This is a genomic window from Leclercia adecarboxylata (genome assembly GCF_035787115.1).
GTDB lineage: Bacteria > Pseudomonadota > Gammaproteobacteria > Enterobacterales > Enterobacteriaceae > Enterobacter > Enterobacter adecarboxylatus_E.
The window spans coordinates 373,502-396,753 of sequence record NZ_JALKTL010000003.1 but is presented as its reverse complement, the minus strand read 5'-3'; the positions used below and the strand labels follow the sequence as shown (position 1 = coordinate 396,753).

Here is a 23,252-nt window from a genome sequence, read left to right as displayed (position 1 = left end):
TACCCGGCAAAAACAGCGCCCTGCCTGAACAGGGCGCTTTTTACATCAGAAGGTTTCCCAGTTATCGCCGCTGTCGGCAACGACCGCTTTACGCGTCGTCACCGGCGACACCACGGTTTTCACCGCCGCGTGCGCACGGGCATTCTGCTGCTCCTGCTGAATACGGAACACCGCCACCGCCTGCGTCAGGCGGCTCGCCTGCTCTTCCAGCGCTGCCGCTGCCGCCGCAGATTCCTGCACCAGCGAGGCGTTCTGCTGGGTCACGCGATCCATCTCGGCCACCGCCAGACCCACCTGGTCGATACCGCGGCTCTGCTCGTCAGAGGCAGAGGCGATTTCACCCATGATGTCGGTCACACGGGTCACCGCGCTGACGATTTCGCCCATGGTCTCACCGGCGCTTTCCACCAGCGTGGAGCCCACTTCAACGCGACCGACGGAGTCTTCAATCAGGCTCTTAATTTCGCGAGCGGCCTGGGCGCTGCGCTGCGCCAGGTTACGGACTTCACCGGCTACCACCGCAAAACCACGACCCTGTTCACCGGCACGCGCCGCTTCTACCGCCGCGTTCAGCGCCAGGATGTTGGTCTGGAAGGCGATACCGTCAATCACGCTGATGATGTCGGCAATCTTCTGCGAACTGCCGGCGATGTCGCGCATGGTTTGCACCACGTTATCCACCACTTTACCGCCTTTCTGCGCGGTCTCGGACGCGCTCAGCGCCAGATGGCTCGCCTGACGGGCGTTTTCGGCGTTCTGCTTCACGGTGGCGGTCAGCTCTTCCATGCTGGCGGCGGTCTCTTCCAGCGAGGCCGCCTGCTGCTCGGTACGGGAGGAGAGATCGTTGTTACCCATGGAGATTTCGCTTGCACCGCTGTAGATGGCGTTAGCGCCGTTACGCACGTCGCCGACGGTACGCATCAGTTCAGCCTGCATATGGCGCAGCGTATCGGCCAGCTGGCCCATCTCGTTAGAGCCTTCCACCTCGATGCGTTTCACCAGGTCGCCGCCGGCGATATGGCGAATGCTGTCGGTCAGACGGTTCAGCGGAGAAATAAGCGCGTGGCGGATGCCCAGCCAGACGCCGACAATCACCACCAGCACCAGGATCAGCACGCTTAACAGGATCCAGATAGCCTGGCTGTAAGAGCTGTTGCTGTCATCCACGGCGGTCTGGTACAGATGGTCGTTCTGCTGCAGATAGTTGACGTACTCTTTTTCAAAGCTGTCCTGGTAGCTCTGGGTCGGCTGATCGAAGAACTCGTTGATCTTGCCTGCCCCCAGCAGCTGGATCAGCTCCGCCAGCGCACCGTGATAAATATCGTAGGTGCGCTTGATTTCCAGCGCGGCGCCTTCACTCTGACGCGGATCCCGCGGCAGAGCCTGGTAATCCGCCCAGTTCTTTTCCGCCTGCTTCAGGGAAGCCGCAGCAATCTGCATCAGATCGTTCACGGTCGCGCCGCTGCCGATATTGTTCTGATCCATCATGTAGCGGATACCCGCGCGGTTCAGGGTGTTACGGGTTTGCAGCAACGCTACCCAACTGCCGTTAAGCGTGGACTGTTGCTGACGAATGGTTTGCAGAACGGTGAAGTTTTCTTTGTCATGCTTCAGGGCATTAAAGAAAAGACCACCGGATGTGAGCTGTAAAAGGCCAAAAATTACTAATACCAACAATAAGCTGGTAACAATCTTGATACGATTTAACATGAGTTCTCATTCCACCAGACAGGTACAGAATTTTCGGCCTGGAAAAGGAAAACTTTACGGAAATTGTGTTGATGAATGCAGAGATCTACTCCTCTTCCTGGCTGGCAGCCTGCCCATCACCCAGCGCAATAAACGCCTGCAGCAGCGCCGTCAGCTGCTGCATTTTCTCCGGCGTGTAGCGCGCCTCAATCTGCCGATAGGCCTCTTCCACCTGCGCCTGGGCGCGTTCATACAGCGTGGTGCCCTCTCTGGTGAGGGACACGTACAGCTTGCGCTGGTCGTTGAGCGGCTTTAAGCGCAGCACCAGCCCGTCGCGCTCCATGCGCGTCAAAATCCCGGTCAGGCTCGGACGCAGAATGCAGGTGCGAAACGCCAGGTCATGAAAATCCATCGACGGATGTTCCGCCAGCACGCGCACGATCCGCCACTGCTGCTCCGTCAGATTGTGCTGCTTGATTATCGGGCGAAAAAAGGTCATCGCGGTTTCCCGCGCCTGGAGTAGTGCGATAGTTAACGAGTCGTGCATGGCGCTCCCACCTCAATATCATTAATAACAAAACAATCAATGCATAACGCTGCGTCCGCGCACCAGCAGCGCGGTAAAAAAGTCTAACAGAAATCACATAAAAAACATAATCCATTGATTTATAAAGACAACATTATTTTATTGTGAATTTATTGTTATCAATATCACAAATTATTTACTTCCGTTTGCCAAACGCATAGCGAGGGGCTAAAACCTATTCATTAACATATTAATGAACTCAAAACCCGGTATGCGGGCCAGAGGAGAAAGGAATGAAAGGTACTGTTTTCGCGGTGGCGCTCAATCACCGCAGCCAGCTCGACGCCTGGCGCGACGCATTTAACCAACCCCCTTACAACACGCCGCCAAAAACCGCCGTCTGGTTTATCAAACCACGCAATACCCTGATCCGCGCTGGCGATGCCATTCCGTACCCCGACGGGGAACAGGTGCTGAGCGGCGCGACGGTGGCGTTAATTGTCGGCAAAACCGCGACCCGCGTTCGCCCGGACGAGGCGGCAGAGTACATCGCCGGTTACGCGCTGGCCAACGAGGTCAGCCTGCCGGAAGAGAGCTTCTACCGCCCGGCGATCAAAGCCAAATGCCGGGACGGATTTTGTCCGCTGGGTGAACTCGCCACCGTCGACAACGTGGATAACCTGACCATCATCACCGAGATCAACGGTCGCGAAGCAGACCACTGGAACACCGCCGATCTCCAGCGTAACGCCGCTGAACTGCTGAGCGCCCTGAGCGAGTTTGCAACGCTTAACCCCGGCGACGCGATCCTGCTCGGCACCCCGCACTCGCGCGTGCCGCTCCAGCCTGGCGATCGCGTGCGCATTCTGGCAGAAGGTTTCCCGGCGCTGGAAAACCCGGTGGTCGAGGAACGCGACGTCGCCGTCGTTCAGGGTGCCCACCCTCACCCCACGCTCTTTGCCCTTGGCCTGAACTATGCCGATCACGCCAGCGAGCTGGACTTCAGGCCACCCACCGAACCGCTGGTCTTTATCAAAGCGCCGAACACCTTCAACGGCGACAACCAGACCTCGGTACGCCCGGACAACGTTGAATACATGCATTACGAGGCGGAGCTGGTGGTGGTCATGGGTAAAACCGCGCGTAAGGTCAGTGAAGCTGAGGCGATGGATTACGTGGCGGGCTATACGGTCTGCAATGACTACGCCATCCGCGACTACCTGGAAAACTACTACCGCCCCAACCTGCGGGTGAAAAGCCGCGACGGATTAACGCCCATTTCTCCCAACATCGTGCCGGAAGCGGCGATCCCCGATCCGCACAACCTCACCCTGCGCACCTTCGTGAACGGCGAACTGCGCCAGCAAGGGACCACGGCGGATCTGATCTTCAGCATCCCGTTCCTGATTGCGTACTTAAGCGAATTTATGACCCTGCAACCGGGAGACATGATCGCCACCGGCACGCCGAAAGGGCTGGCCGACGTGCGCCCGGGCGATGAAGTGGTGGTGGAAGTGGAAGGCGTTGGCCGTCTGGTCAACCGGATTGTCAGCGAGGAGGCAAAGTAATGAAAAAGATTAACCACTGGATCAACGGCAAAAACGTGGCGGGTAACGACTACTTCCACACCACCAACCCGGCCACCGGCGAGGTGCTGGCGGAGGTGGCCTCCGGCGGCGCAGAGGAGATCAACCAGGCGATAGAGGCGGCAAAAGCGGCGTTCCCGAAATGGGCCAACCTGCCGATGAAAGAGCGCGCGCGCCTGATGCGCCGTCTGGGCGAGCTGATTGACGAAAACGTGCCGGATATCGCCGCCATGGAGACCGCCGACACCGGTCTGCCGATCCACCAGACCAAAAACGTGCTCATTCCCCGCGCCTCGCACAACTTCGAGTTCTTTGCCGAGGTGTGCCAGCAGATGAACGGCAAGACCTACCCGGTCGACGACAAAATGCTCAACTACACCCTGGTGCAGCCGGTAGGGGTGTGCGCCCTGGTGTCGCCGTGGAACGTGCCCTTTATGACCGCCACCTGGAAGGTCGCGCCCTGCCTGGCGCTGGGCAATACCGCGGTGCTTAAGATGTCGGAGCTGTCGCCGTTAACCGCTGACCGCTTAGGCGAGCTGGCGCTGGAGGCGGGTATTCCGGCGGGCGTGCTGAACGTGGTGCAGGGCTACGGCGCCACGGCGGGCGACGCGCTGGTGCGCCATCACGACGTGCGCGCCGTGTCGTTCACCGGCGGCACCGCCACCGGGCACAACATCATGAAAAACGCCGGGCTGAAGAAGTATTCCATGGAGCTGGGCGGCAAATCCCCGGTGCTGATTTTTGAAGATGCCGATATCGAACGCGCGCTGGATGCCGCCCTGTTCACCATTTTCTCCATCAACGGCGAACGCTGCACCGCCGGCTCACGCATCTTTATTCAGCAGAGCATCTACCCGGAGTTCGTGAAGCGCTTTGCCGAGCGCGCCAACCGCCTGCGGGTGGGCGATCCGACGGATCCGAACACCCAGGTCGGGGCGCTTATCAGCCAGCAACACTGGGAGAAAGTCTCCGGCTATATCCGCCTTGGTATTGAAGAGGGCGCCACCCTGCTGGCGGGCGGCCCGGACAAACCGACCGACCTGCCTGCGCACCTGCGCGGCGGCAACTTCCTGCGCCCGACGGTGCTGGCGGATGTCGATAACCGCATGCGCGTGGCCCAGGAGGAGATCTTCGGCCCGGTGGCCTGCCTGCTGCCGTTTAAGGATGAAGCGGAAGGGCTGCGTCTGGCCAACGACGTGGAGTACGGCCTGGCGTCGTACATCTGGACCCAGGACGTCAGCAAAGTGCTGCGTCTGGCACGTGGGATCGAAGCGGGCATGGTGTTCGTGAACACCCAGAACGTGCGCGACCTGCGCCAGCCGTTTGGCGGCGTGAAGGCTTCCGGCACCGGACGCGAAGGCGGTGAGTACAGCTTTGAAGTGTTCGCCGAAATGAAAAACGTCTGTATCTCAATGGGCGACCATCCGATCCCGAAATGGGGGGTGTGAAATGGGCAAGTTAGCGTTAGCAGCAAAAATCACTCACGTTCCGTCGATGTATCTCTCTGAGATCCCCGGCAAAAACTTTGGCTGCCGTCAGGGGGCCATCGACGGTCATAAAGAGATCGGTAAGCGCTGTCGCGAGATGGGCGTCGATACCATCATCGTTTTCGATACCCACTGGCTGGTGAACAGCGCCTATCACATCAACTGTGCGGACCATTTTAAAGGCATCTACACCAGCAACGAGCTGCCGCATTTTATCCGCGACATGACCTACGACTACAACGGCAACCCCGAGCTGGGCCAGCTCATCGCCGACGAAGCGGTGGCAAAGGGCGTGCGCGCCAAAGCGCACAACATCCCGAGCCTGAAGCTGGAGTACGGCACCCTGGTGCCGATGCGCTACATGAACGCGGATAAGCACTTCAAAGTGGTGTCGATTTCCGCCTTCTGCACCGTGCATGACTTTGCCGACAGCCGCAAACTGGGCGAGGCCATCCTCAGCGCAATTGAGAAATATGACGGCACCGTGGCGGTGCTCGCCAGCGGTTCGCTGTCGCACCGCTTCATTGACGACCAGCGCGCCGAAGAGGGAATGAACAGCTACACCCGCGAGTTCGACCGCCAGATGGACGAGCGGGTGGTGAAGCTGTGGCGCGAGGGCCAGTTCAAAGAGTTTTGCAGCATGCTGCCGGAGTACGCCGACTACTGCTACGGCGAAGGCAACATGCACGACACGGTGATGCTGCTGGGCATGCTCGGCTGGGACAAATACGACGGCAGGGTGGAGTTCCTCACCGAACTGTTCCCGAGTTCCGGCACCGGTCAGGTTAACGCCGTTTTTCCTCTGCCCGCATAAGGACGCCCCATGCCGCACTTTATTGTCGAATGTACCGAGAACATCCGCGAGCAGGCGGATCTGCCGGGCCTGTTTGCCCGCGTCAACGAGGCGCTGGCCGCCACCGGGATCTTCCCCCTCGGCGGGATCCGCAGCCGCGCGCACTGGGTGGATACCTGGCAGATGGCCGACGGTAAGCATGACTACGCCTTTGTGCATATGACGCTGAAAATCGGCGCCGGCCGCAGCCTGGAGAGCCGTCAGCAGGTGGGAGAGATGCTGTTTGCGTTGATTAAAGACCATTTCGCCGGGCTGATGGCGGCGCGTTACCTGGCGCTGTCGTTTGAAATCGACGAGCTGCACCCGACGCTGAACTTCAAACAGAACAACGTGCACGCGTTATTTAAATAATACCGGCACGGCCAGTCCCCTCGCCCCTTTGGGGAGAGGGTTAGGGTGAGGGGATATCTCTGCGGCCCGATCCCCTCACCCCGGCCCTCTCCCACAGGGAGAGGGAGAAAACAAACACGACGCCTCACCCGGCAAAAACAGGATATCGCCATGCTCGATAAACACACCCATACCCTGATCGCCCATCGGCTGCATCAGGCGGAACAGACCCGGGAGCAGATCCGCGCGATCTCGCTGGATTACCCGCAGATCACCATCGACGACGCCTACGCCGTGCAGCGCGAATGGGTGAACCTGAAGATCGCCGAAGGCCGGGTGCTGAAAGGCCACAAAATCGGCCTGACCTCAAAAGCGATGCAGGCCAGCTCGCAGATCAGCGAGCCGGACTACGGCGCCCTGCTCGACGACATGTTCTTCCACGACGGCAGTGATATCCCCACCGATCGCTTTATCGTTCCGCGCATTGAAGTGGAGCTGGCCTTCGTGCTGGCCAAACCGCTGCGCGGCCCGAACTGCACGATGTTCGACGTCTATAACGCCACGGATTACGTGATCCCGGCCCTGGAGCTGATCGACGCCCGCTGCCACAACATCGATCCCGAGACCCAGCGCCCGCGCAAGGTGTTTGACACCATCTCCGATAACGCCGCCAACGCCGGGGTGATCCTCGGCGGCCGCCCGATCCGCCCGGACGAGCTGGATCTGCGCTGGATCTCCGCCCTGCTCTATCGCAACGGCGTGATCGAGGAGACCGGCGTCGCCGCAGGCGTGCTCAACCACCCGGCCAACGGCGTGGCGTGGCTGGCGAACAAGCTGGCGCCTTACGACGTGCAGCTGGAACCCGGGCAGATCATTCTTGGCGGCTCCTTTACCCGCCCGGTCCCGGCGAGCAAGGGCGACACCTTCCACGTCGATTACGGCAACATGGGCTCCATCAGCTGCCGCTTTGTGTAAGGAGACATACATGGAAAACGCATTCAAGGCGGCGCTGAAGGCAGGCCAACCGCAGATCGGCTTATGGCTGGGACTCACCAGCAGCTACAGCGCCGAGCTGCTGGCGGGCGCCGGTTTCGACTGGCTGCTGATCGACGGCGAGCATGCCCCCAACAGCGTGCAGACCGTCCTGACCCAGCTGCAGGCTATCGCCCCCTACCCCAGCCAGCCGGTGGTACGCCCGTCGTGGAACGATCCGGTGCAGATCAAACAGCTGCTGGACGTGGGGGCGCAAACCCTGCTGGTGCCGATGGTGCAGAACGCCGACGAAGCGCGGCTGGCGGTGCGCTCGACGCGCTACCCGCCTGCGGGCATTCGTGGCGTCGGCAGCGCCCTGGCCCGCGCCTCGCGCTGGAACCGCATTCCGGATTATCTGCAGCAGGCCAACGACGAAATGTGCGTGCTGGTGCAAATTGAAACCCGCGAGGCGCTGAAAAACCTGCCGCAGATCCTGGACGTTGACGGGGTGGATGGCGTGTTTATCGGCCCGGCGGATCTCAGCGCCGACATGGGGTTTGCCGGCAACCCGCAGCACCCGGAGGTGCAGGCCGCCATTGAACAGGCCATCGCGCAGATCCGGGCCGCGGGCAAAGCGCCCGGCATCCTGATGGCGAACGAACCGCTGGCAAAACGCTACCTCGAACTCGGGGCGCTGTTTGTCGCCGTCGGGGTGGACACCACCCTGCTCGCCCGCAGCGCCGAAGCGCTGGCGGCACGCTTTATCGATAAACCGGTTACGTCAGTGAATAACAATAAATCCGTCTACTGAACGATCTGGAGCGCACCATGACCCCCTCTACCCTGCACCCTGATAATAAAAAAGCGGTTGAACACCGCGTCATTAATAAGCTTTTTCGTCGTTTGATCGTGTTTCTTTTTATTCTGTTTGTCTTTTCGTTCCTCGACCGCATCAACATCGGCTTCGCCGGGCTGACGATGGGCAAGGATCTGGGCCTCACCTCTACCATGTTTGGCCTGGCCGCCACCCTGTTTTACGTCACCTACGTGCTATGCGGGATCCCCAGCAACATCATGCTGGCGAAGATCGGCGCCCGCCGCTGGATCGCCGGGATCATGGTGGTATGGGGCATCGCCTCGACCTGCACCATGTTCGCCACCAGCCCGGAGACCCTCTACGTGCTGCGCATGCTGGTGGGCATTGCCGAAGCCGGTTTCCTGCCGGGGATCCTGGTCTATCTCACCTGGTGGTTCCCCGCTTATCACCGCGCCCGCGCCAACGCGCTGTTTATGATCGCCATGCCGGTGACCATGATGCTGGGCTCGATCCTCTCCGGCTACATTCTGGCGATGGATGGCCTGTGGAACCTGAAGGGCTGGCAGTGGCTGTTCCTGCTGGAGGGGCTGCCGTCGGTGGTGCTCGGCGTGGTGACCTGGTTCTTCCTCAACGACACGCCGGATCAGGCCACCTGGCTGGATGACGAAGAGAAACAGACCCTGAAAGCGATGATCGCCCGCGAGCAGGAGAACGCCATCGCCCACGCCGCCACCCCGCGCTCGACGCTTCGCGAGGTATTAACCCCGGCGGTGCTGCTCTACACGCTAGCCTATTTCTGCCTGACCAACACGCTCAGCGCCATCAACATCTGGACCCCGCAGATCCTGCAGAGCTTTAACACCGGCAGCAGCAATATCGTGATTGGCCTGCTGGCGGCGATCCCGCAGTTTTGTACCATTCTCGGGATGATCTGGTGGAGCCGTCGCTCCGACAGGCTGAAAGAGCGAAAAAAGCACACCATCCTGCCGTACCTGTTTGCGGCGGCGGGATGGATGCTGGCCTCGGCGACCGATCACAGCCTGATCCAGCTGCTTGGCATCATTATGGCCTCAACCGGATCCTTTACCGCCATGGCGATCTTCTGGACCACCCCGGATCAGGTTATTAGCCTGCAGTCCCGCGCCGTGGCGCTGGCGGTGATCAACGCCATCGGCAACGTCGGCTCTGCCGTCAGTCCGCTGTTGATCGGCATCCTGCGCGACGCAACCGGCAGCTTCAGCTCCGGGCTGTGGTTCGTGGCCGGGCTGCTGGTGGCGGGCGCGCTGGTGCTGACGCGTATTCCGATGACCCGCCAGGAGAGCCGGGAAAGTGCGCCGGACATGGCAGCGCAGAAGATCCACTGAGGAGTTGTTATGTGCCAGAGCCCGATCGCCAATATCGACATCAGCAAAGAGTACGACGAGAGTCTGGGTACGGACGATGTGCATTACCAGTCGTTTGCCCGCATGGCGGCCTTTTTTGGCCGCGATATGCAGGCCCATCGCCACGACCACTATTTTCAGATGCACTTTCTTGATACCGGGCAGATCGAGCTCCAGCTGGACGATCACCGTTACTCGGTGCAGGCGCCGCTGTTTGTCCTCACCCCACCCTCGGTGCCGCACGCGTTTTTTACCGAATCGGACAGCGACGGCCATGTGCTGACGGTGCACGAAGATCTGATCTGGCCGCTGCTGGAGGTGCTCTACCCCGGCACCCGGGAGACCTTCGGGCTGCCGGGCATCTGCCTGTCGCTGGCCGATAAACCGGATGAGCTGGCGGCGCTCAGCCACTACTGGCAGCTGATTGAACGTGAATCCACCGCCCAGCTTGCCGGGCGGGAGCACACCCTGGCGCTGCTGGCGCAGGCGGTATTCACCCTGCTGCTGCGTAACGCCCCTCTGGACGATCATGCCGCCAACGGCATGCGCGGCGAGTTGAAACTGTTTCAGCGCTTTAACCAGCTGGTTGATGCACACTTCCACCAGCACTGGACGGTACCGGAATACGCCAGCGAGCTGCACCTCACCGAATCGCGGCTGACCGACATCTGCCGCCGCTTCGCCAACCGCCCGCCGAAACGGCTGATTTTCGATCGCCAGCTACGGGAAGCCAGGCGGCTGCTGGTCTTTTCCGACAGCGCGGTCAATGAGATTGCCTGGCAGCTGGGATTTAAGGATCCGGCCTATTTTGCGCGCTTTTTTAACCGGTTAGTGGGGTGTTCGCCGAGCCGGTATCGCGCGCAGAAGGTGCCGGTGTCGTGAGTTTCCCCTCACCCTAACCCTCTCCCCATAGGGGAGAGGGAACGGTCCGGCACACTCACGCAGACCGGGTAAGCGAAGCGCCACCCGGCAGGCAGACCGCACAGGATTAATGCACCGTCAGGTACGGCTCCCTCACATACTCCGCCAGCAGATTCACCAGATCATGCAGTAACCCCGTTAACGTTTTTGCCACCGACTGCGGCAGCGTATTGGCCAATAATGCCTGGGTCAGCGCCTGGGCATATTCCACCGGCGTGACAGTCTCCTGCCAGCAATAAGGCATGCAGGACGTCATGCTTTCACCCGCGATTAGCTGCTCGACGAGATGCGGTGGTAAATCGGCGTCACACAGATAACGAAGCTGGTTTAACGCCTGTAACAGACGTCCGCAAAGTGCATTGCGCGTTTCATCGTCGTGAGTATCGATAAGGACACAGACCAATGCGGCACACGCATCCGCCACCTCGAAAAGATCTGCCGAAGCCGGGAGAGGTTGGGTGATAAGTTGGTGGATAACGTCTTCGTCGAAGTGGGAGTAAGACGGGGCTGGAATATTATTCATAAAATAACCTTTTCGTATTGTTTATTAACACCACAAGAGTTCTCACGCTCAAGGTGGTGACGCTGACGGGGGTGAGAACCGGTCAATACGAAATCCGGCCAACCCTGAGGTTGCCCCGCCAGCGTCGCCGTGATTTTAACGACATATACGCTGATACGGTATTTAAACCGCATTATTTCGTACTTTTCAGGTTCTCACGCCCGGCTGCGGTTATCGCCGCAACACAGCCACCTTACGACTCCACATCGAGGAAAAAAAGACAAAACCCTGTGTTTCATCAGGTTACTTTGGACTTTGCGAGCCTCCTTCCAGAAGCAGCCCAATCTGAATTTTGAGAGCAGTTAATTCAGCGATTGCAACGCCACGAAAAGCAACAAATCTGAAGCCGCACCCTGGTCCGGCTGAAAATCGCTGAGTCGTTTCCTGCAGGCCGGGGCGAGGCGCAGGGACGCGCCGAGAGGGCATAGCCTGCAGGGATGCAGGCTGGTGCCCGACCCGAAAGCCGAAAGGAATAAGACGAAGGCACCGCGAAGCGGCGATTTTCTTGCCGGTAGCCCGGGTTGCCAGGGTGGTGGCGATTGAGCCACCCTGGCACGTTCACCGGTTGTGCAGTAACAGAGAAGCACGGCTCTGGAAGTGAACGGAATTACCACCTGCGCCGCATGTTTCCCCTCACCCTAACCCTCTCCCCATAGGGGAGAGGGAACAGTCCGGCAACCCTAACCCTCTCTCAAAGGGGAGAGGGAACAAACCGGCAACCCCACCCCGATCACAAATCTCACACCCGCCCGAAAAGTACCCGTCGTTGTCCCAATCGTCCCTTCACGACCCGCCTCTCTCACGCTTCAATTAAACAACAAAAACAACACATAAATTTAACAACCATCTTCCGATACGAGGTCCCTATGAAACCTGAAGATTTCCGCGCCAGCACCACCCGTCCGTTAACCGGCGAAGAGTATCTGAAAAGCCTGCAGGATGGCCGTGAGATCTACATCTACGGCGAGCGCGTAAAAGATGTGACCACCCATCCGGCGTTTCGCAATGCGGCGGCCTCGGTCGCGCAACTGTACGATGCGCTGCACAAACCCGACATGCAGGACACCCTGTGCTGGAACACCGATACCGGCAGCGGCGGGTACACCCATAAGTTCTTCCGCGTGGCGAAAAGTGCCAGCGACCTGCGCCAGCAGCGCGACGCCATCGCCGAGTGGTCGCGCCTGAGCTACGGCTGGATGGGCCGCACCCCGGACTATAAAGCCGCCTTCGGCTGTGCCCTGGGGGCTAACCCGGCGTTTTACGGTCAGTTCGAGCAGAACGCCCGCAACTGGTACACCCGCATTCAGGAAACCGGCCTCTACTTTAACCACGCTATCGTCAACCCGCCGATCGACCGCCACAAACCGGCCGACGAAGTAAAAGACGTCTACATCAAGCTGGAAAAAGAGACCGACGCCGGGATCATCGTCAGTGGCGCGAAGGTGGTGGCCACCAACTCGGCGCTGACCCACTACAACATGATCGGCTTTGGCTCGGCGCAGGTGATGGGCGATAACCCGGACTTCGCGCTGATGTTTGTCGCCCCGATGGATGCCGAAGGGGTGAAGCTGATCTCCCGCGCCTCTTACGAGCTGGTGGCAGGCGCGACCGGCTCTCCTTACGACTACCCGCTCACCAGCCGCTTCGACGAGAACGATGCGATCCTGGTGATGGACAACGTGCTGATCCCCTGGGAAAACGTGCTGATCTACCGCGACTTCGACCGCTGCCGTCGCTGGACCATGGAAGGCGGCTTCGCCCGCATGTATCCGTTGCAGGCCTGCGTGCGCCTGGCGGTGAAGCTCGACTTCATCACCGGTCTGCTGAAAAAGTCGCTGGAATGTACCGGCACCGCCGAGTTCCGCGGCGTACAGGCCGACCTCGGCGAAGTGGTGGCCTGGCGCAATATGTTCTGGGCCCTGAGTGACTCCATGTGCTCGGAAGCGACGCCCTGGGTGAACGGTGCGTACCTGCCGGATCACGCCGCGCTGCAGACCTACCGCGTGATGGCGCCAATGGCCTACGCGAAGATCAAAAACATTATCGAGCGCAACGTCACCAGCGGCCTGATCTACCTGCCGTCCAGCGCCCGGGATCTCAACAACCCACAGATCGACAAATATCTGGCCAAATACGTGCGCGGCTCCAACGGCATGGACCACGTCGAGCGCATCAAAATTTTAAAACTGATGTGGGACGCCATCGGCAGCGAGTTTGGTGGCCGTCACGAACTGTATGAGATCAACTACTCCGGTAGCCAGGACGAAATTCGCCTGCAGTGTCTGCGCCAGGCGCAGACCTCCGGCAATATGGACAAGATGATGGCGATGGTTGACCGCTGCCTGTCTGAGTACGACCAGAACGGCTGGACGGTTCCACACCTGCACAACAATACCGATATCAACCTGCTGGACAAGCTGCTGAAATAAGGCAGCGGGAGGTCAAAATGCAACCTGATGAACAACGCCTGCGTTTTCGCGACGCGATGGCCAGCCTCTCTGCGGCGGTCAATGTAATTACTACCGATGGCGAAGCCGGGCGCTGCGGCATCACCGCCACGGCGGTCTGCTCGGTCACGGATACGCCCCCCTCGGTAATGGTGTGCCTGAATGCCAACAGCGCCATGAACCCGGTTTTCCAGGGTAACGGCAAGCTGTGCATCAATGTGCTCAACCACGAACAGGAGCTGATGGCGCGCCATTTTGCCGGGATGACCGGCATGGTCATGGAGGAGCGGTTCAACCTCTCCTGCTGGCAAAAAGGGGTGCTGGCCCAGCCGGTATTAAACGGGGCGCTGGCAAGCCTGGAAGGTGAGATTAGTCAGGTGCAGACCATCGGTACCCATCTGGTCTACCTGGTGGCAATCAAACATATCCACTTAAGTGAGGACGGACACGGGCTGATTTACTTTAAGCGCAGATTTCATCCGGTGTTAATTGAACAAGAAGTAACCGCTTAATTCCCTCCCCCCGGCCAGCCGCCTCCGCGGCTGGCTATTTTTTATTCAATTTAATTTACCTTAGAAATAATTCACCGCGATACATTCACATAGTCGATAAAGAATTTTCTTGCCCCCACCAGAGTTAATAGGCTTTTGCTATTTTTGCGTGTCTGATGTCCAGTTTGAATGAAATTCAAATGACAGAATCTTCCTAATTATGTAATCTTCGACACGAAAACATTTTGGTGAATAATAAAAGACAAATTAGTTGTTGACTGAATAGTACCTCTGCGTCACCACATTAAAATCTGCACGTTTTTTAACCGGAATGGTACTTTTCCGTGCGGTAGCCTACCCTTTTTTTGGAAGTTCTTACTTAACGCCTGCGTTTTTTTGCTGCTCCTGCACCTGCAAGATTTATCAACTGCTTAGCTATTAAAAGCGGTTGTATGCCATCAACGTTTTATTTCACATTGCAGTTATTAATTTGTTGGAAAATATTGATTTATGAAGAACGTAACATGCCTTCTGGTGATTTCGCTCGCCCTCATGCTGAGTGGCTGTGCATATTCACCGAAGCAGGTTGAAGCATCCCGACCGCTTGTGAATCAGACTGCTTCGACCGACCTTCAGGCTATGGCAGCCAACCTGCAACAACCTCTGAACACACTGCCTCAGGGCGCCTCGCTCAGTGCCAATGGCAATACCTATATTCTGGGCCAGCGTTATGTCTCCGCCCTGGGGCTGGAGTGCATTGAACTGCTGCGTAACCGCAACTACAACCAGTCGCAGCACGGTGTGACCTGCAAGAACGGTGATACCTGGTATCTGGTACCGCAGCTGGAACAGGCCTCCGCCAGTAACCTGCTTGCCGTACAATAATTTTGAAGAGAAATGTTGTGAAGATAACGAAATTACGGCAATTGAGTGCCGTCCTGTTGCTGGCTTGCGTCTCCTGCGCGTCCTTTGCCGCCCCCACCCAGCAAGAAGCCCAGGCTTTTGGGATGAACACCCCGGCAGATAACGGCGATGGCCGACTGCAGCTTGGCGGCGAGCAAGCGATGAGCGGCCAGGCAAACACCTCCTCCACCACCGGTACTTTCACGCAGCAAAACCGCCAGGGCATGTTACTGCCGGGCGAGACCGATGTGCGTAAGTTACTTCCGCAGTCCGAATCCGGACTGCCCCCTCCTTACGGCGCCAACCTGTTTGCCGGTGGCTATGAAACCGAGCGCAGCGACGGGTTAAACGATAATTACCTGATCGCCCCCGGCGATAAGCTGAATATCTGGATCTGGGGCGCAGTGAATTTCTCCAACGTCGTGACCGTGGATAATCAGGGCAATATTTTCATTCCGGACGTTGGCCCGATTAATGTGCAGAATGTGGCGGCAAGTAAGGTGAATAATTTAGTCACCAGCCATATCAGCGAAGTATTCACTAATAACGTTAATGTATACGTTAATTTACTGACCGCGACGCCGGTCAGCGTATATGTCACCGGGCCGGTGATCCGCCCCGGACAATATGCCGGGCAATCTTCCGACAGCGTTTTATATTTCCTGAAACGCGCAGGGGGTATCGACTCTGACCGTGGAAGCTATCGGCATATTAAAGTGTTACGCCAGAACCGCGTCATCCAGCAGATCGACCTGTACGAGTTTATGCAGCGAGGCAAAATGCCGAAGCTGTCCCTCAAAGATCAGGACGTGATCCTGGTTGAACCCCAGGGGCCGATGATCAACGTCGCCGGTAAAGTGCGTAACCCGTTCCGCTTTGAGTTGAAGAACAGCAGCGCGCTGGGTTCTGAACTTATCGACTACGCCCTGCCCCTTGCCAAGGTAAGCCACGTGGGCGTGATTGGCGATCGCGCCAGCGGCCCGTTCTCGGTCTATATGCCGTATAAAGATTTCGACCGTATTCAGCTGAGCGACGGCGACAAAGTGCTGTTCAACGACGACATGCATGCGCAGGTGTACGACGTGCAGGTGATGGGCAGCTACCGCGGGCCGTCTTACTTCACCGTGCGTAAAGAGACCCGTCTGCACGATCTGCTGAACCACATCCCGATTGACCCGAACATGGCGGATTACGGCTCGATCTACATCATGCGTAAGAGCGTGGCCGCGCGGCAGAAAGAGATGCTGGAAGACTCCCTTAACCGCCTGGAGCGCAGCGTGTTTACCGCACCTGCCAGCTCCGACGGCGAAGCCTCCATTCGAACCAAAGAGGCCGAGCTGGTGATGCGCTTTGTGGAAAAAGCCCGCAAGGTTCAGCCGCTGGGTAAAGTGGTGGTTTCCGATAAGGGCGTGATCGCCAATATCCTGCTGGAACAGGGCGACCAGATTGTGATTCCGAACAAGACCGACCTGATTCAGGTGGGTGGCGAAGTGATGATGCCGCAGGCGGTGGTCTACAACAAAAGCGCCAGCCTGGAAGATTATGTGGCCTGGGCGGGCGGCTTTACCGACCGCGCGAACGACAGTCGCATTGCCGTGGTGCATGCCAACGGGCTGATGGAGTTTAAAGACGGCGGCGATGTCATGCCAGGCGATCAGATTCTGGTCATGCCGAAAGTGGACAGCAAAATGATGCAGTCCATCAAAGACATCACCCAGGTCATCTATCAGGTTGCCGTGGCGGCCAACGTGGTCCTGAATTAACCCCCAAAGCGGGCTCGCGCCAACGCGGGCCCGTTCTGTGATATCGGCCTTCTTATGCTTAAACCTGTTCTTAACCAGACGCCCCGCAGCTCGTTTCAGGTGCTGAGGGATGTGACGTTTGGTCTGCTTATTCGTGAACTGAAAACGAGATTTGGTCGTTACCGGCTGGGGTATGCCTGGGCGCTGCTGGATCCGTTGTTGATGATTAGCCTGTTTAGCGCGATTTTTGGGATGCGCGGGCACAGTGGATTTGGAGGGGCGCCTGCACCGCTATTCATCACTGCGGGCTATCTGCCCTTTATCTTCTTTAAGAATGTAGTGAGCAAACTGCAGTCAGCGGTCAATGCTAACAAAGGGCTGTTTTGCTACCGTCAGGTGACACCGTTCTCTACTTTTATCGCGCGGTTTATCCTTGAAACCATTGTTGGCATGATGGTCGGCGGTATTTTGATCCTGGGATTATTATGGTTTGGTTTTGATGCCGTACCTGCTGACCCGCTGCAAGTCATTCTTATCTATATGCTGTTAATGGTTTTTTCTTTTTCATTGGGCATCGTTTTTTGTATTACGGCCAACTTAGTGAACGAGGTCGAAAAATTCCTCGGCTTGATAATGATGCCGTTAATGTTTATCTCCTGCGTTGTGTACCCCCTCGCGAGCATCCCGGCACAGTATCAACACTGGTTCTTATGGAACCCGCTGGTACACGCCCTTGAACTGATTCGCTCTGGCTGGATCGCTGGCTACGTTAGCCCGAATGCCAGCTGGACTTATCTGTTTGGGGTGACACTGGTGCTGCTAACGTTTGCTATGAGCTGCTATCGTCTGAGCCATCGCCGACTGATTGCCAGCTAAAGGGGGTTAGCATGATTGTTCTTGAAAACGTCTCGAAGTATTACCCCACCAGGTTTGGCCGCAATTATGTTTTGCGTGATGTGAGTATTACGCTGCCACGCGATCGCAATATCGGAATTTTGGGTATCAACGGCGCGGGTAAATCCACCTTGCTGCGCCTGTTGGGCGGGATGGATATGCCCAACAAGGGCAAGGTGACTCGCCATTGCCGCGTCTCCTGGCCTCTCGCTTTGGGTGGGGGATTTCAGGGAAGTATGACAGGGCGGGAAAACACCCGCTTTGTTTGCCGTATACATGGTGTACGTGATACCCAGGCTATTGAAGAATGGGTGAAAGAGTTCTCGGAGATTGGACAGCATTTCGAGCTGCCGATTAAAGGTTACTCCAGCGGGATGAAATCAAAATTTTCCTTTGCCGTGAGCATGGCCTTTGATTTCGATATTTACCTGACCGACGAAATTATGTCGGTAGGGGATGCCCGCTTTAAACAGAAATGTATTGATGTTTTTAATGAGAAACGCGAGACCGCCAGCCTAATCATGGTTTCGCATGACATGAAAAACTTACGTCAACAATGCGATATGGGTATTTTGATGCGCAACAGCGCCTTAGAGATATTCGACAATATCGAAGACGCCATCCGCATTTATCAGAACTTATAATAAGCTCATACAATTATGATCCAGCCAACCCGCTCTAACAAATCTTCTGGTTTTATGCGTAAACTGCATAAATTAAAAACTAAACCTAAACATTTTATTGTCGATTCCAGCGGCTATCGCCTTGCTCATCGCTCCTGGAAACAGAGCCTCAAATTGGGCAGCTTTCTGTGGGTAGTTGCTTGTTTTGCAATAGCCGCAGTCTATTTTTGTCTTATAGCGTCAGATCGCTATGTAAGTCGTGCTGAGTTAGTTATTAAACAAGCTGATCAGATTAAAATGCTGCCTGATGCCCTATCAATGTTGGGCATCGGTGGTAGCAATCATGAAGATGTGCTCTTAATTCAAGAGTATCTAAAATCCCCGGATCTGCTCGGAAAGCTTGACAAGCAATTAGGTTTAAAAGCTCATTATCAGAACCATGATGTGGATTATTTTTCACGTCTTCCAGATGACGTTAGTCAAGAACAGTTTATTAAGTATTACCGTGATCACCTGACATTACACCTGGATGAGCTTTCTGGCGTGCTCACAATTGAATTACAAGCTTTTGATCCTGCCTATGGCCAACGCGTGGTTGGCGTAATGCTGAAAGAGTCAGAAGGCTTTATTAATAAATTAAGTCACCAGGTTGCACTGGAACAACTGGCATTCGTGGAGAAAGAGGTCAACCGCGCTTACCAACGGGTACAGGAAGAAAAAGCCAAGGTGCTGGACTTTCAGAACACACATCACTTGATCAGCCCGGAAACAACCAGCACAGCACGTCTGGGCGTAGTCAGCCAGATTGAAGCTGAGCTGGCACAGCAGCAGGCCCAGCTAAAACAGCTGCAAAGTTATATGAGGGATACGGCCCCTGCCGTGATTTCTGTCCAGGCTCGGGTTGATGCATTAACGGAACAACTGGCTCAGGAACAGAAAAGGCTCACCGGTACAGATAAAAATGCGATGAATGAAGTTACTGCCAGTTATATGGATGTGCAAACCCAGGCCACCCTTGCGGCTGATATCTACAAAACCGGGCTTATAAGCCTGGAGCAAGCCAGAGTCGAAGCGTATCGCAAACTTAAACACTTGTTGGTTATCACGCAGCCTACTCAGGCTGAAGATGCTGAATACCCGCGACGCCTCTATAACCTGGCAACCATAGGGGTTCTTCTTTGTCTGTTCTATGGTTTGATCGTGATGGGTCTGGCGACACTGCGTGAGCATCAGGACTGATTGTTATATCCCGTTAAATAATCTGAGCAAACTGATTTGATAAAGGGGGAAATTAGTCCCCCTTCTCCTGGAATAGATAGCGTTAATCACATCAGAATTAGATACCCACTGTAGTCCAATATCATTGTGAGTTAACTGTTTTGAATAATAAAAAACGGCCACGGATTGCGATTGTTGCAGATATATTCACAACATTCAGTTTGTCCCCAGATGCAGATCTTATTCAAATTACGCCATCAGACTGGCAATGGAAGCTGCGATTTTTCAGGCCCGACTTTCTGCTGGTTGAATCGGCGTGGCGTGGTTATAAAAATAGCTGGCAAGGTAAAATTGCCAGCTATGGGCATACTTCTCCCAGTAAACCTGAACTTAGCAAATTATTAGAGTTTTGCCGTAAGCGTAAAATAACAACCCTGTTCTGGAATAAAGAAGACCCCTTCCATTTCGATCGTTTTGCTGATGCAGCCGCAATGTTCGATGTGGTATATACCACGGACGCTCATTCACTGGACCGCTATCGTGCCCTACCCCATCATTCTTTCCAGCATGTTGGGGTGCTGATGTTTGCGGCACAGCCTCGCTGGTTTAATCAAACCGCTAATCATGAGCGCAAACCGGGGGTTGTCTTTCTAGGGGGTTATTACGGTAATGAACTGGCCGAACGTAGTAAAGCGCAGGAAGAGATACTGTATGCGCTGCGCAGCCATGGATTAGTTATTTTTGACAGATTCTGGCAAAAAAACAAAGTTTGCAGTTTTCCAGAAAAACTTCAGTCTTATTGCAAACCAGCCATATCACCATTATTAGTTGCGAAGGCCTATCAGCAATACCAGCTTTATCTTAACTTTAATACAATCAGTCATTCTCCAACGATGTTGTCCCGCAGAGTATTTGAATTGGCGGCCTCCGGGTGCCCTATTATCAGCACCCCCTCGCTTGCTATGGATAATATGTTTGGCGACAGTATTATTTCCGTCAAAGATGGTTCTGAGGCACGCGAATGGTGTAGTGACTTGCAGAATGACATTAAACAAAGATATCAACTGGGCCAACAGGCCAGAGATATCGTGCTTGATCAACATACGTGGCAGCACCGTCTTAAACAAATAAAAAACGATATTGGCCTAAATTAAAAAACACAGCCAATTAATAAAACTAATTAACTCATAAAGGAATAGTTTTCATGCCTATAAAAACACAGCGGGTGTTAATCGTATTTGGTACCAGACCAGAAGCGATTAAGATGGCGCCAATCGTCAAAGCTTTTCAGGCTACCCGTGACATTGATATCAGAGTCTGCGTCACCGGACAACACAGAGAGATGCTGGATCAGGTGCTCAATCTGTTTGAAATCACGCCAGAATATGATCTCAACATCATGAAACCAGGCCAGGATCTGACCGATGTCACCACTGCCATCCTGCAGGGCCTGAAACCCGTTTTTGCCGATTTCCAACCCGACCGCATTCTGGTGCATGGCGATACGGCAACCTCTTTTGCCGCTACCCTCGCAGCTTACTATCATCGCATTGCTGTCGGTCACGTCGAAGCAGGCCTGCGCACAGGCAACATCTACTCCCCATGGCCAGAAGAGGGAATGCGCCGCCTGACCGGCGGGATTGCCGACCAGCATTACACCCCGACCATCAGTTCGTTGAAGAACCTGATTATGGAAAACATCGCGCCAGAAACCATCTTTGTAACGGGTAACTCGGTTATCGATGCTTTGCTTGAAGTTTCTAAGCGCATCGACAGCAATGTAAACATGAATGCCGAACTCGCCGGGCGCTTCCCGTTCCTGGAGCAAGGCAAAAAACTAATTCTGGTTACCGGCCACCGCCGTGAAAACCATGGCGAAGGTTTCGAACGTATCTGCAAAGCCCTGGCCACTCTGGCTCAGCGTGATGACGTTCAGATTGTTTATCCGGTTCACCTCAACCCAAATGTCCAGGAGCCGGTCAATCGCAACCTCAAAGGGCTTAACAATGTGCATCTGATCGAACCGCAGGATTACCTGCCGTTTGTCTATCTGATGAAACAGAGTTACCTGATTCTGACCGATTCCGGTGGCATCCAGGAAGAAGCGCCTACGTTGGGTAAACCTGTGCTGTGTATGCGTGACACAACAGAACGCCCTGCTGCGGTACAAGCCGGTACTGTGCGACTGGTTGGTACCAGTGACGAAGCTATCGTAAGTGAAACCGTGCGGTTACTTGATGATGAACTGGCCTACAAAATGATGAGCCAGGCGAATAACCCTTATGGGGATGGCAAAACCAGTCAACGTATTGTTGATGCGGTGTTGGGTCTGAGGGGCGCCCTGTCTCAACAAATTGATAGCAGCCTGCAGGTTGCCTGAACTGCACATTAAGCGATTGTCTTTAGGGACAAAGATAAATACCTTTCTATAACTGTCGAGAGCATAAAAATGAAATTTGAAACCATCTCTGTTGTTGGGCTGGGATATATTGGTTTACCAACAGCAGCGGTGATTGCCAGCAACGGCATCCGTGTACTGGGGGTGGACGTTAATCAGCATGCCGTTGATACCATCAATCAGGGCATGATTCACATCGTTGAGCCAGGTCTTGAAGCTCTGGTTAAACGCGCCGTCAATGATGGGCATCTGACTGCCCACACTAGCCCACAAAAAGCGGATGCCTTCCTGATCGCTGTGCCGACTCCATTTAAGGGTGAAGATCACGAACCGGACCTGAAATACATCGAGAGCGCATCTCGTGCCCTGGCCCCTATGCTGGAAAAAGGCAATCTGGTGGTTCTGGAATCTACCTCCCCGGTAGGTGCAACCGAACAAATGGCCAAATGGCTGGCCGAGGAACGCAGTGATTTGACCTTCCCGCATACGGTAGCCGAAGGCCAAACCCCTGATATCTTTGTAGCGCACTGCCCAGAGCGTGTATTACCGGGTCAGGTGATCCGCGAGCTTGTTGAAAACGATCGCATTATTGGCGGTATGGACGAAGCCAGCACAGCGGCCGCGACACAGGTTTATAAGATGTTCGTGAAGAAAGGTGAGTGCATTGCGACCAGCGCGCGCACGGCCGAAATGAGCAAGCTGACCGAGAATGCCTTCCGTGACGTTAATATTGCTTTTGCGAACGAGCTATCTCTGATCTGCGACCAGCAAGGAATAAATGTATGGGAATTGATTTCTCTCGCTAACCGCCACCCGCGCGTTAATATTTTGCAGCCGGGTTGTGGTGTAGGTGGTCATTGTATCGCCGTGGATCCTTGGTTTATCGTTAACCAGAACCCGGATACGGCTAAAATGATCCGTCAGGCGCGACTGGTCAATGACTACAAACCTAAATATGTTGTTGAACAAGTTATTGATGCAGTTAAAGGTATCGAGCGCCCAACCATCGCATGTTTAGGTCTCGCCTTCAAACCAGATATTGATGATTTACGTGAGAGTCCAGCTTTGGATATCACTATCGAACTGGCTAAGCTGGGTTACAATATTTTAGCAGTTGAACCAAATATTCATGAGTTACCAAGTAAACTAAACCCGCTAGAAAACGTACAACTAACTGAATTAGACAATGCAATTAGTCAGGCCGACCTAATTGTAATACTTGTCAAACATAAAGAATTTATCGGAATGAAGCAAAAAAAATTATGTTCATATAAATTAATAGACTATGTGAATGCAAACTAACAAGCAATACTAAAGAAAATGGCTTTCGCCACAAATAAGAACTTATAGATGTAATTAGATGGGTGGAACGGAACTGTAAAAGATTTCAATAGTAGCTTTTTGATATTAC

21 protein-coding genes are annotated in these 23,252 nt (G+C 55.3%); 18 read left to right on the top strand and 3 right to left on the bottom strand.

The window, feature by feature from the left end; genetic code table 11:
* Nucleotides 1-45: 45 nt before the first annotated feature.
* Both tsr and hpaR read right to left on the bottom strand, forming a co-directional pair.
* Nucleotides 46-1,710: a methyl-accepting chemotaxis protein gene (gene tsr / locus MXM41_RS12705; protein WP_325932325.1), complete on the bottom strand. Its 1,665-nt coding sequence runs from the start codon at nucleotides 1,708-1,710 to the stop codon at nucleotides 46-48.
* Nucleotides 1,711-1,795: 85 nt separating this feature from the next.
* A complete protein-coding gene (gene hpaR, locus MXM41_RS12700) occupies nucleotides 1,796-2,236 on the bottom strand; it encodes a homoprotocatechuate degradation operon regulator HpaR (protein WP_325932324.1) in 441 nt (146 codons plus the stop codon).
* Between the two features lie 272 nt (nucleotides 2,237-2,508).
* Between hpaR and hpaG the strand changes: the two genes are divergently transcribed.
* The 8 genes from hpaG to hpaA all read left to right on the top strand — a co-directional run bounded on the left by hpaG (nucleotide 2,509) and on the right by hpaA (nucleotide 10,524).
* Nucleotides 2,509-3,783 carry a 4-hydroxyphenylacetate degradation bifunctional isomerase/decarboxylase gene (gene hpaG / locus MXM41_RS12695; protein WP_325932323.1) on the top strand — a complete coding sequence of 425 codons (1,275 nt, stop codon included), beginning with the start codon at nucleotides 2,509-2,511 and terminating at the stop codon, nucleotides 3,781-3,783.
* Nucleotides 3,783-5,249 (top strand): 5-carboxymethyl-2-hydroxymuconate semialdehyde dehydrogenase, encoded by a 1,467-nt coding sequence (hpaE, locus tag MXM41_RS12690; RefSeq protein WP_325932322.1) that lies wholly within the window; start codon nucleotides 3,783-3,785, stop codon nucleotides 5,247-5,249. Before hpaG ends, hpaE begins: the two co-directional genes overlap by 1 nt.
* Nucleotide 5,250: 1 nt before the next feature.
* Nucleotides 5,251-6,102, top strand: a complete 852-nt coding sequence (hpaD, locus tag MXM41_RS12685) for a 3,4-dihydroxyphenylacetate 2,3-dioxygenase (RefSeq protein ID WP_325932321.1) — start codon at nucleotides 5,251-5,253, stop codon at nucleotides 6,100-6,102.
* A gap of 9 nt (nucleotides 6,103-6,111) precedes the next feature.
* On the top strand, nucleotides 6,112-6,492 hold the full coding sequence (locus MXM41_RS12680; RefSeq protein WP_325932320.1) for a 5-carboxymethyl-2-hydroxymuconate Delta-isomerase: 381 nt from the start codon (nucleotides 6,112-6,114) through the stop codon (nucleotides 6,490-6,492).
* A 150-nt stretch (nucleotides 6,493-6,642) separates the two neighbouring features.
* The gene (gene hpaH / locus MXM41_RS12675) at nucleotides 6,643-7,446 is read left to right on the top strand and encodes a 2-oxo-hept-4-ene-1,7-dioate hydratase (protein WP_325932319.1); all 804 of its coding nucleotides are present in this window, start codon (nucleotides 6,643-6,645) and stop codon (nucleotides 7,444-7,446) included.
* Between the two features lie 10 nt (nucleotides 7,447-7,456).
* Nucleotides 7,457-8,254 (top strand): 4-hydroxy-2-oxoheptanedioate aldolase, encoded by a 798-nt coding sequence (hpaI, locus tag MXM41_RS12670; protein ID WP_325932318.1) that lies wholly within the window; start codon nucleotides 7,457-7,459, stop codon nucleotides 8,252-8,254.
* A 17-nt stretch (nucleotides 8,255-8,271) separates the two neighbouring features.
* A complete protein-coding gene (hpaX, locus tag MXM41_RS12665; protein WP_325932317.1) occupies nucleotides 8,272-9,624 on the top strand; it encodes a 4-hydroxyphenylacetate permease in 1,353 nt (450 codons plus the stop codon).
* A 9-nt stretch (nucleotides 9,625-9,633) separates the two neighbouring features.
* Nucleotides 9,634-10,524: a 4-hydroxyphenylacetate catabolism regulatory protein HpaA gene (gene hpaA, locus MXM41_RS12660; RefSeq protein WP_325932316.1), complete on the top strand. Its 891-nt coding sequence runs from the start codon at nucleotides 9,634-9,636 to the stop codon at nucleotides 10,522-10,524.
* Nucleotides 10,525-10,630: 106 nt separating this feature from the next.
* On the opposite strand, the gene MXM41_RS12655 is transcribed toward hpaA, so the two are convergent.
* Complete coding sequence (locus MXM41_RS12655) at nucleotides 10,631-11,086, bottom strand: hypothetical protein (protein WP_325932315.1); 456 nt, start codon at nucleotides 11,084-11,086, stop codon at nucleotides 10,631-10,633.
* 905 nt (nucleotides 11,087-11,991) lie between these two features.
* Here MXM41_RS12655 and hpaB point away from each other — a divergent pair.
* The 10 genes from hpaB (at nucleotide 11,992) to wecC (ending at nucleotide 23,143) form a co-directional block, all read left to right on the top strand.
* Nucleotides 11,992-13,554, top strand: a complete 1,563-nt coding sequence (gene hpaB / locus MXM41_RS12650; protein WP_325932314.1) for a 4-hydroxyphenylacetate 3-monooxygenase, oxygenase component — start codon at nucleotides 11,992-11,994, stop codon at nucleotides 13,552-13,554.
* A 17-nt stretch (nucleotides 13,555-13,571) separates the two neighbouring features.
* Complete coding sequence (locus MXM41_RS12645) at nucleotides 13,572-14,084, top strand: 4-hydroxyphenylacetate 3-monooxygenase reductase subunit (RefSeq protein WP_325932313.1); 513 nt, start codon at nucleotides 13,572-13,574, stop codon at nucleotides 14,082-14,084.
* Between the two features lie 585 nt (nucleotides 14,085-14,669).
* Nucleotides 14,670-14,948 carry a hypothetical protein gene (locus MXM41_RS12640; RefSeq protein ID WP_325932312.1) on the top strand — a complete coding sequence of 93 codons (279 nt, stop codon included), beginning with the start codon at nucleotides 14,670-14,672 and terminating at the stop codon, nucleotides 14,946-14,948.
* Nucleotides 14,949-14,965: 17 nt separating this feature from the next.
* Nucleotides 14,966-16,729, top strand: a complete 1,764-nt coding sequence (locus tag MXM41_RS12635) for a polysaccharide biosynthesis/export family protein (protein WP_325932311.1) — start codon at nucleotides 14,966-14,968, stop codon at nucleotides 16,727-16,729.
* A gap of 111 nt (nucleotides 16,730-16,840) precedes the next feature.
* Nucleotides 16,841-17,584 carry an ABC transporter permease gene (locus MXM41_RS12630; RefSeq protein ID WP_325932310.1) on the top strand — a complete coding sequence of 248 codons (744 nt, stop codon included), beginning with the start codon at nucleotides 16,841-16,843 and terminating at the stop codon, nucleotides 17,582-17,584.
* A gap of 11 nt (nucleotides 17,585-17,595) precedes the next feature.
* Nucleotides 17,596-18,246: an ABC transporter ATP-binding protein gene (locus tag MXM41_RS12625; RefSeq protein ID WP_325932309.1), complete on the top strand. Its 651-nt coding sequence runs from the start codon at nucleotides 17,596-17,598 to the stop codon at nucleotides 18,244-18,246.
* Between the two features lie 15 nt (nucleotides 18,247-18,261).
* Entirely contained in the window at nucleotides 18,262-19,464 is a 1,203-nt protein-coding gene (locus tag MXM41_RS12620; protein ID WP_325932308.1) for a sugar transporter, read from the top strand.
* A 140-nt stretch (nucleotides 19,465-19,604) separates the two neighbouring features.
* On the top strand, nucleotides 19,605-20,597 hold the full coding sequence (locus tag MXM41_RS12615) for a CgeB family protein (RefSeq protein WP_325932307.1): 993 nt from the start codon (nucleotides 19,605-19,607) through the stop codon (nucleotides 20,595-20,597).
* A gap of 50 nt (nucleotides 20,598-20,647) precedes the next feature.
* Nucleotides 20,648-21,823, top strand: coding sequence for a non-hydrolyzing UDP-N-acetylglucosamine 2-epimerase (wecB, locus tag MXM41_RS12610; RefSeq protein WP_325932305.1), 1,176 nt, complete (start codon nucleotides 20,648-20,650; stop codon nucleotides 21,821-21,823).
* Between the two features lie 69 nt (nucleotides 21,824-21,892).
* Nucleotides 21,893-23,143, top strand: coding sequence for a UDP-N-acetyl-D-mannosamine dehydrogenase (gene wecC / locus MXM41_RS12605; RefSeq protein ID WP_325932304.1), 1,251 nt, complete (start codon nucleotides 21,893-21,895; stop codon nucleotides 23,141-23,143).
* The last annotated feature ends 109 nt before the right edge of the window (nucleotides 23,144-23,252 follow it).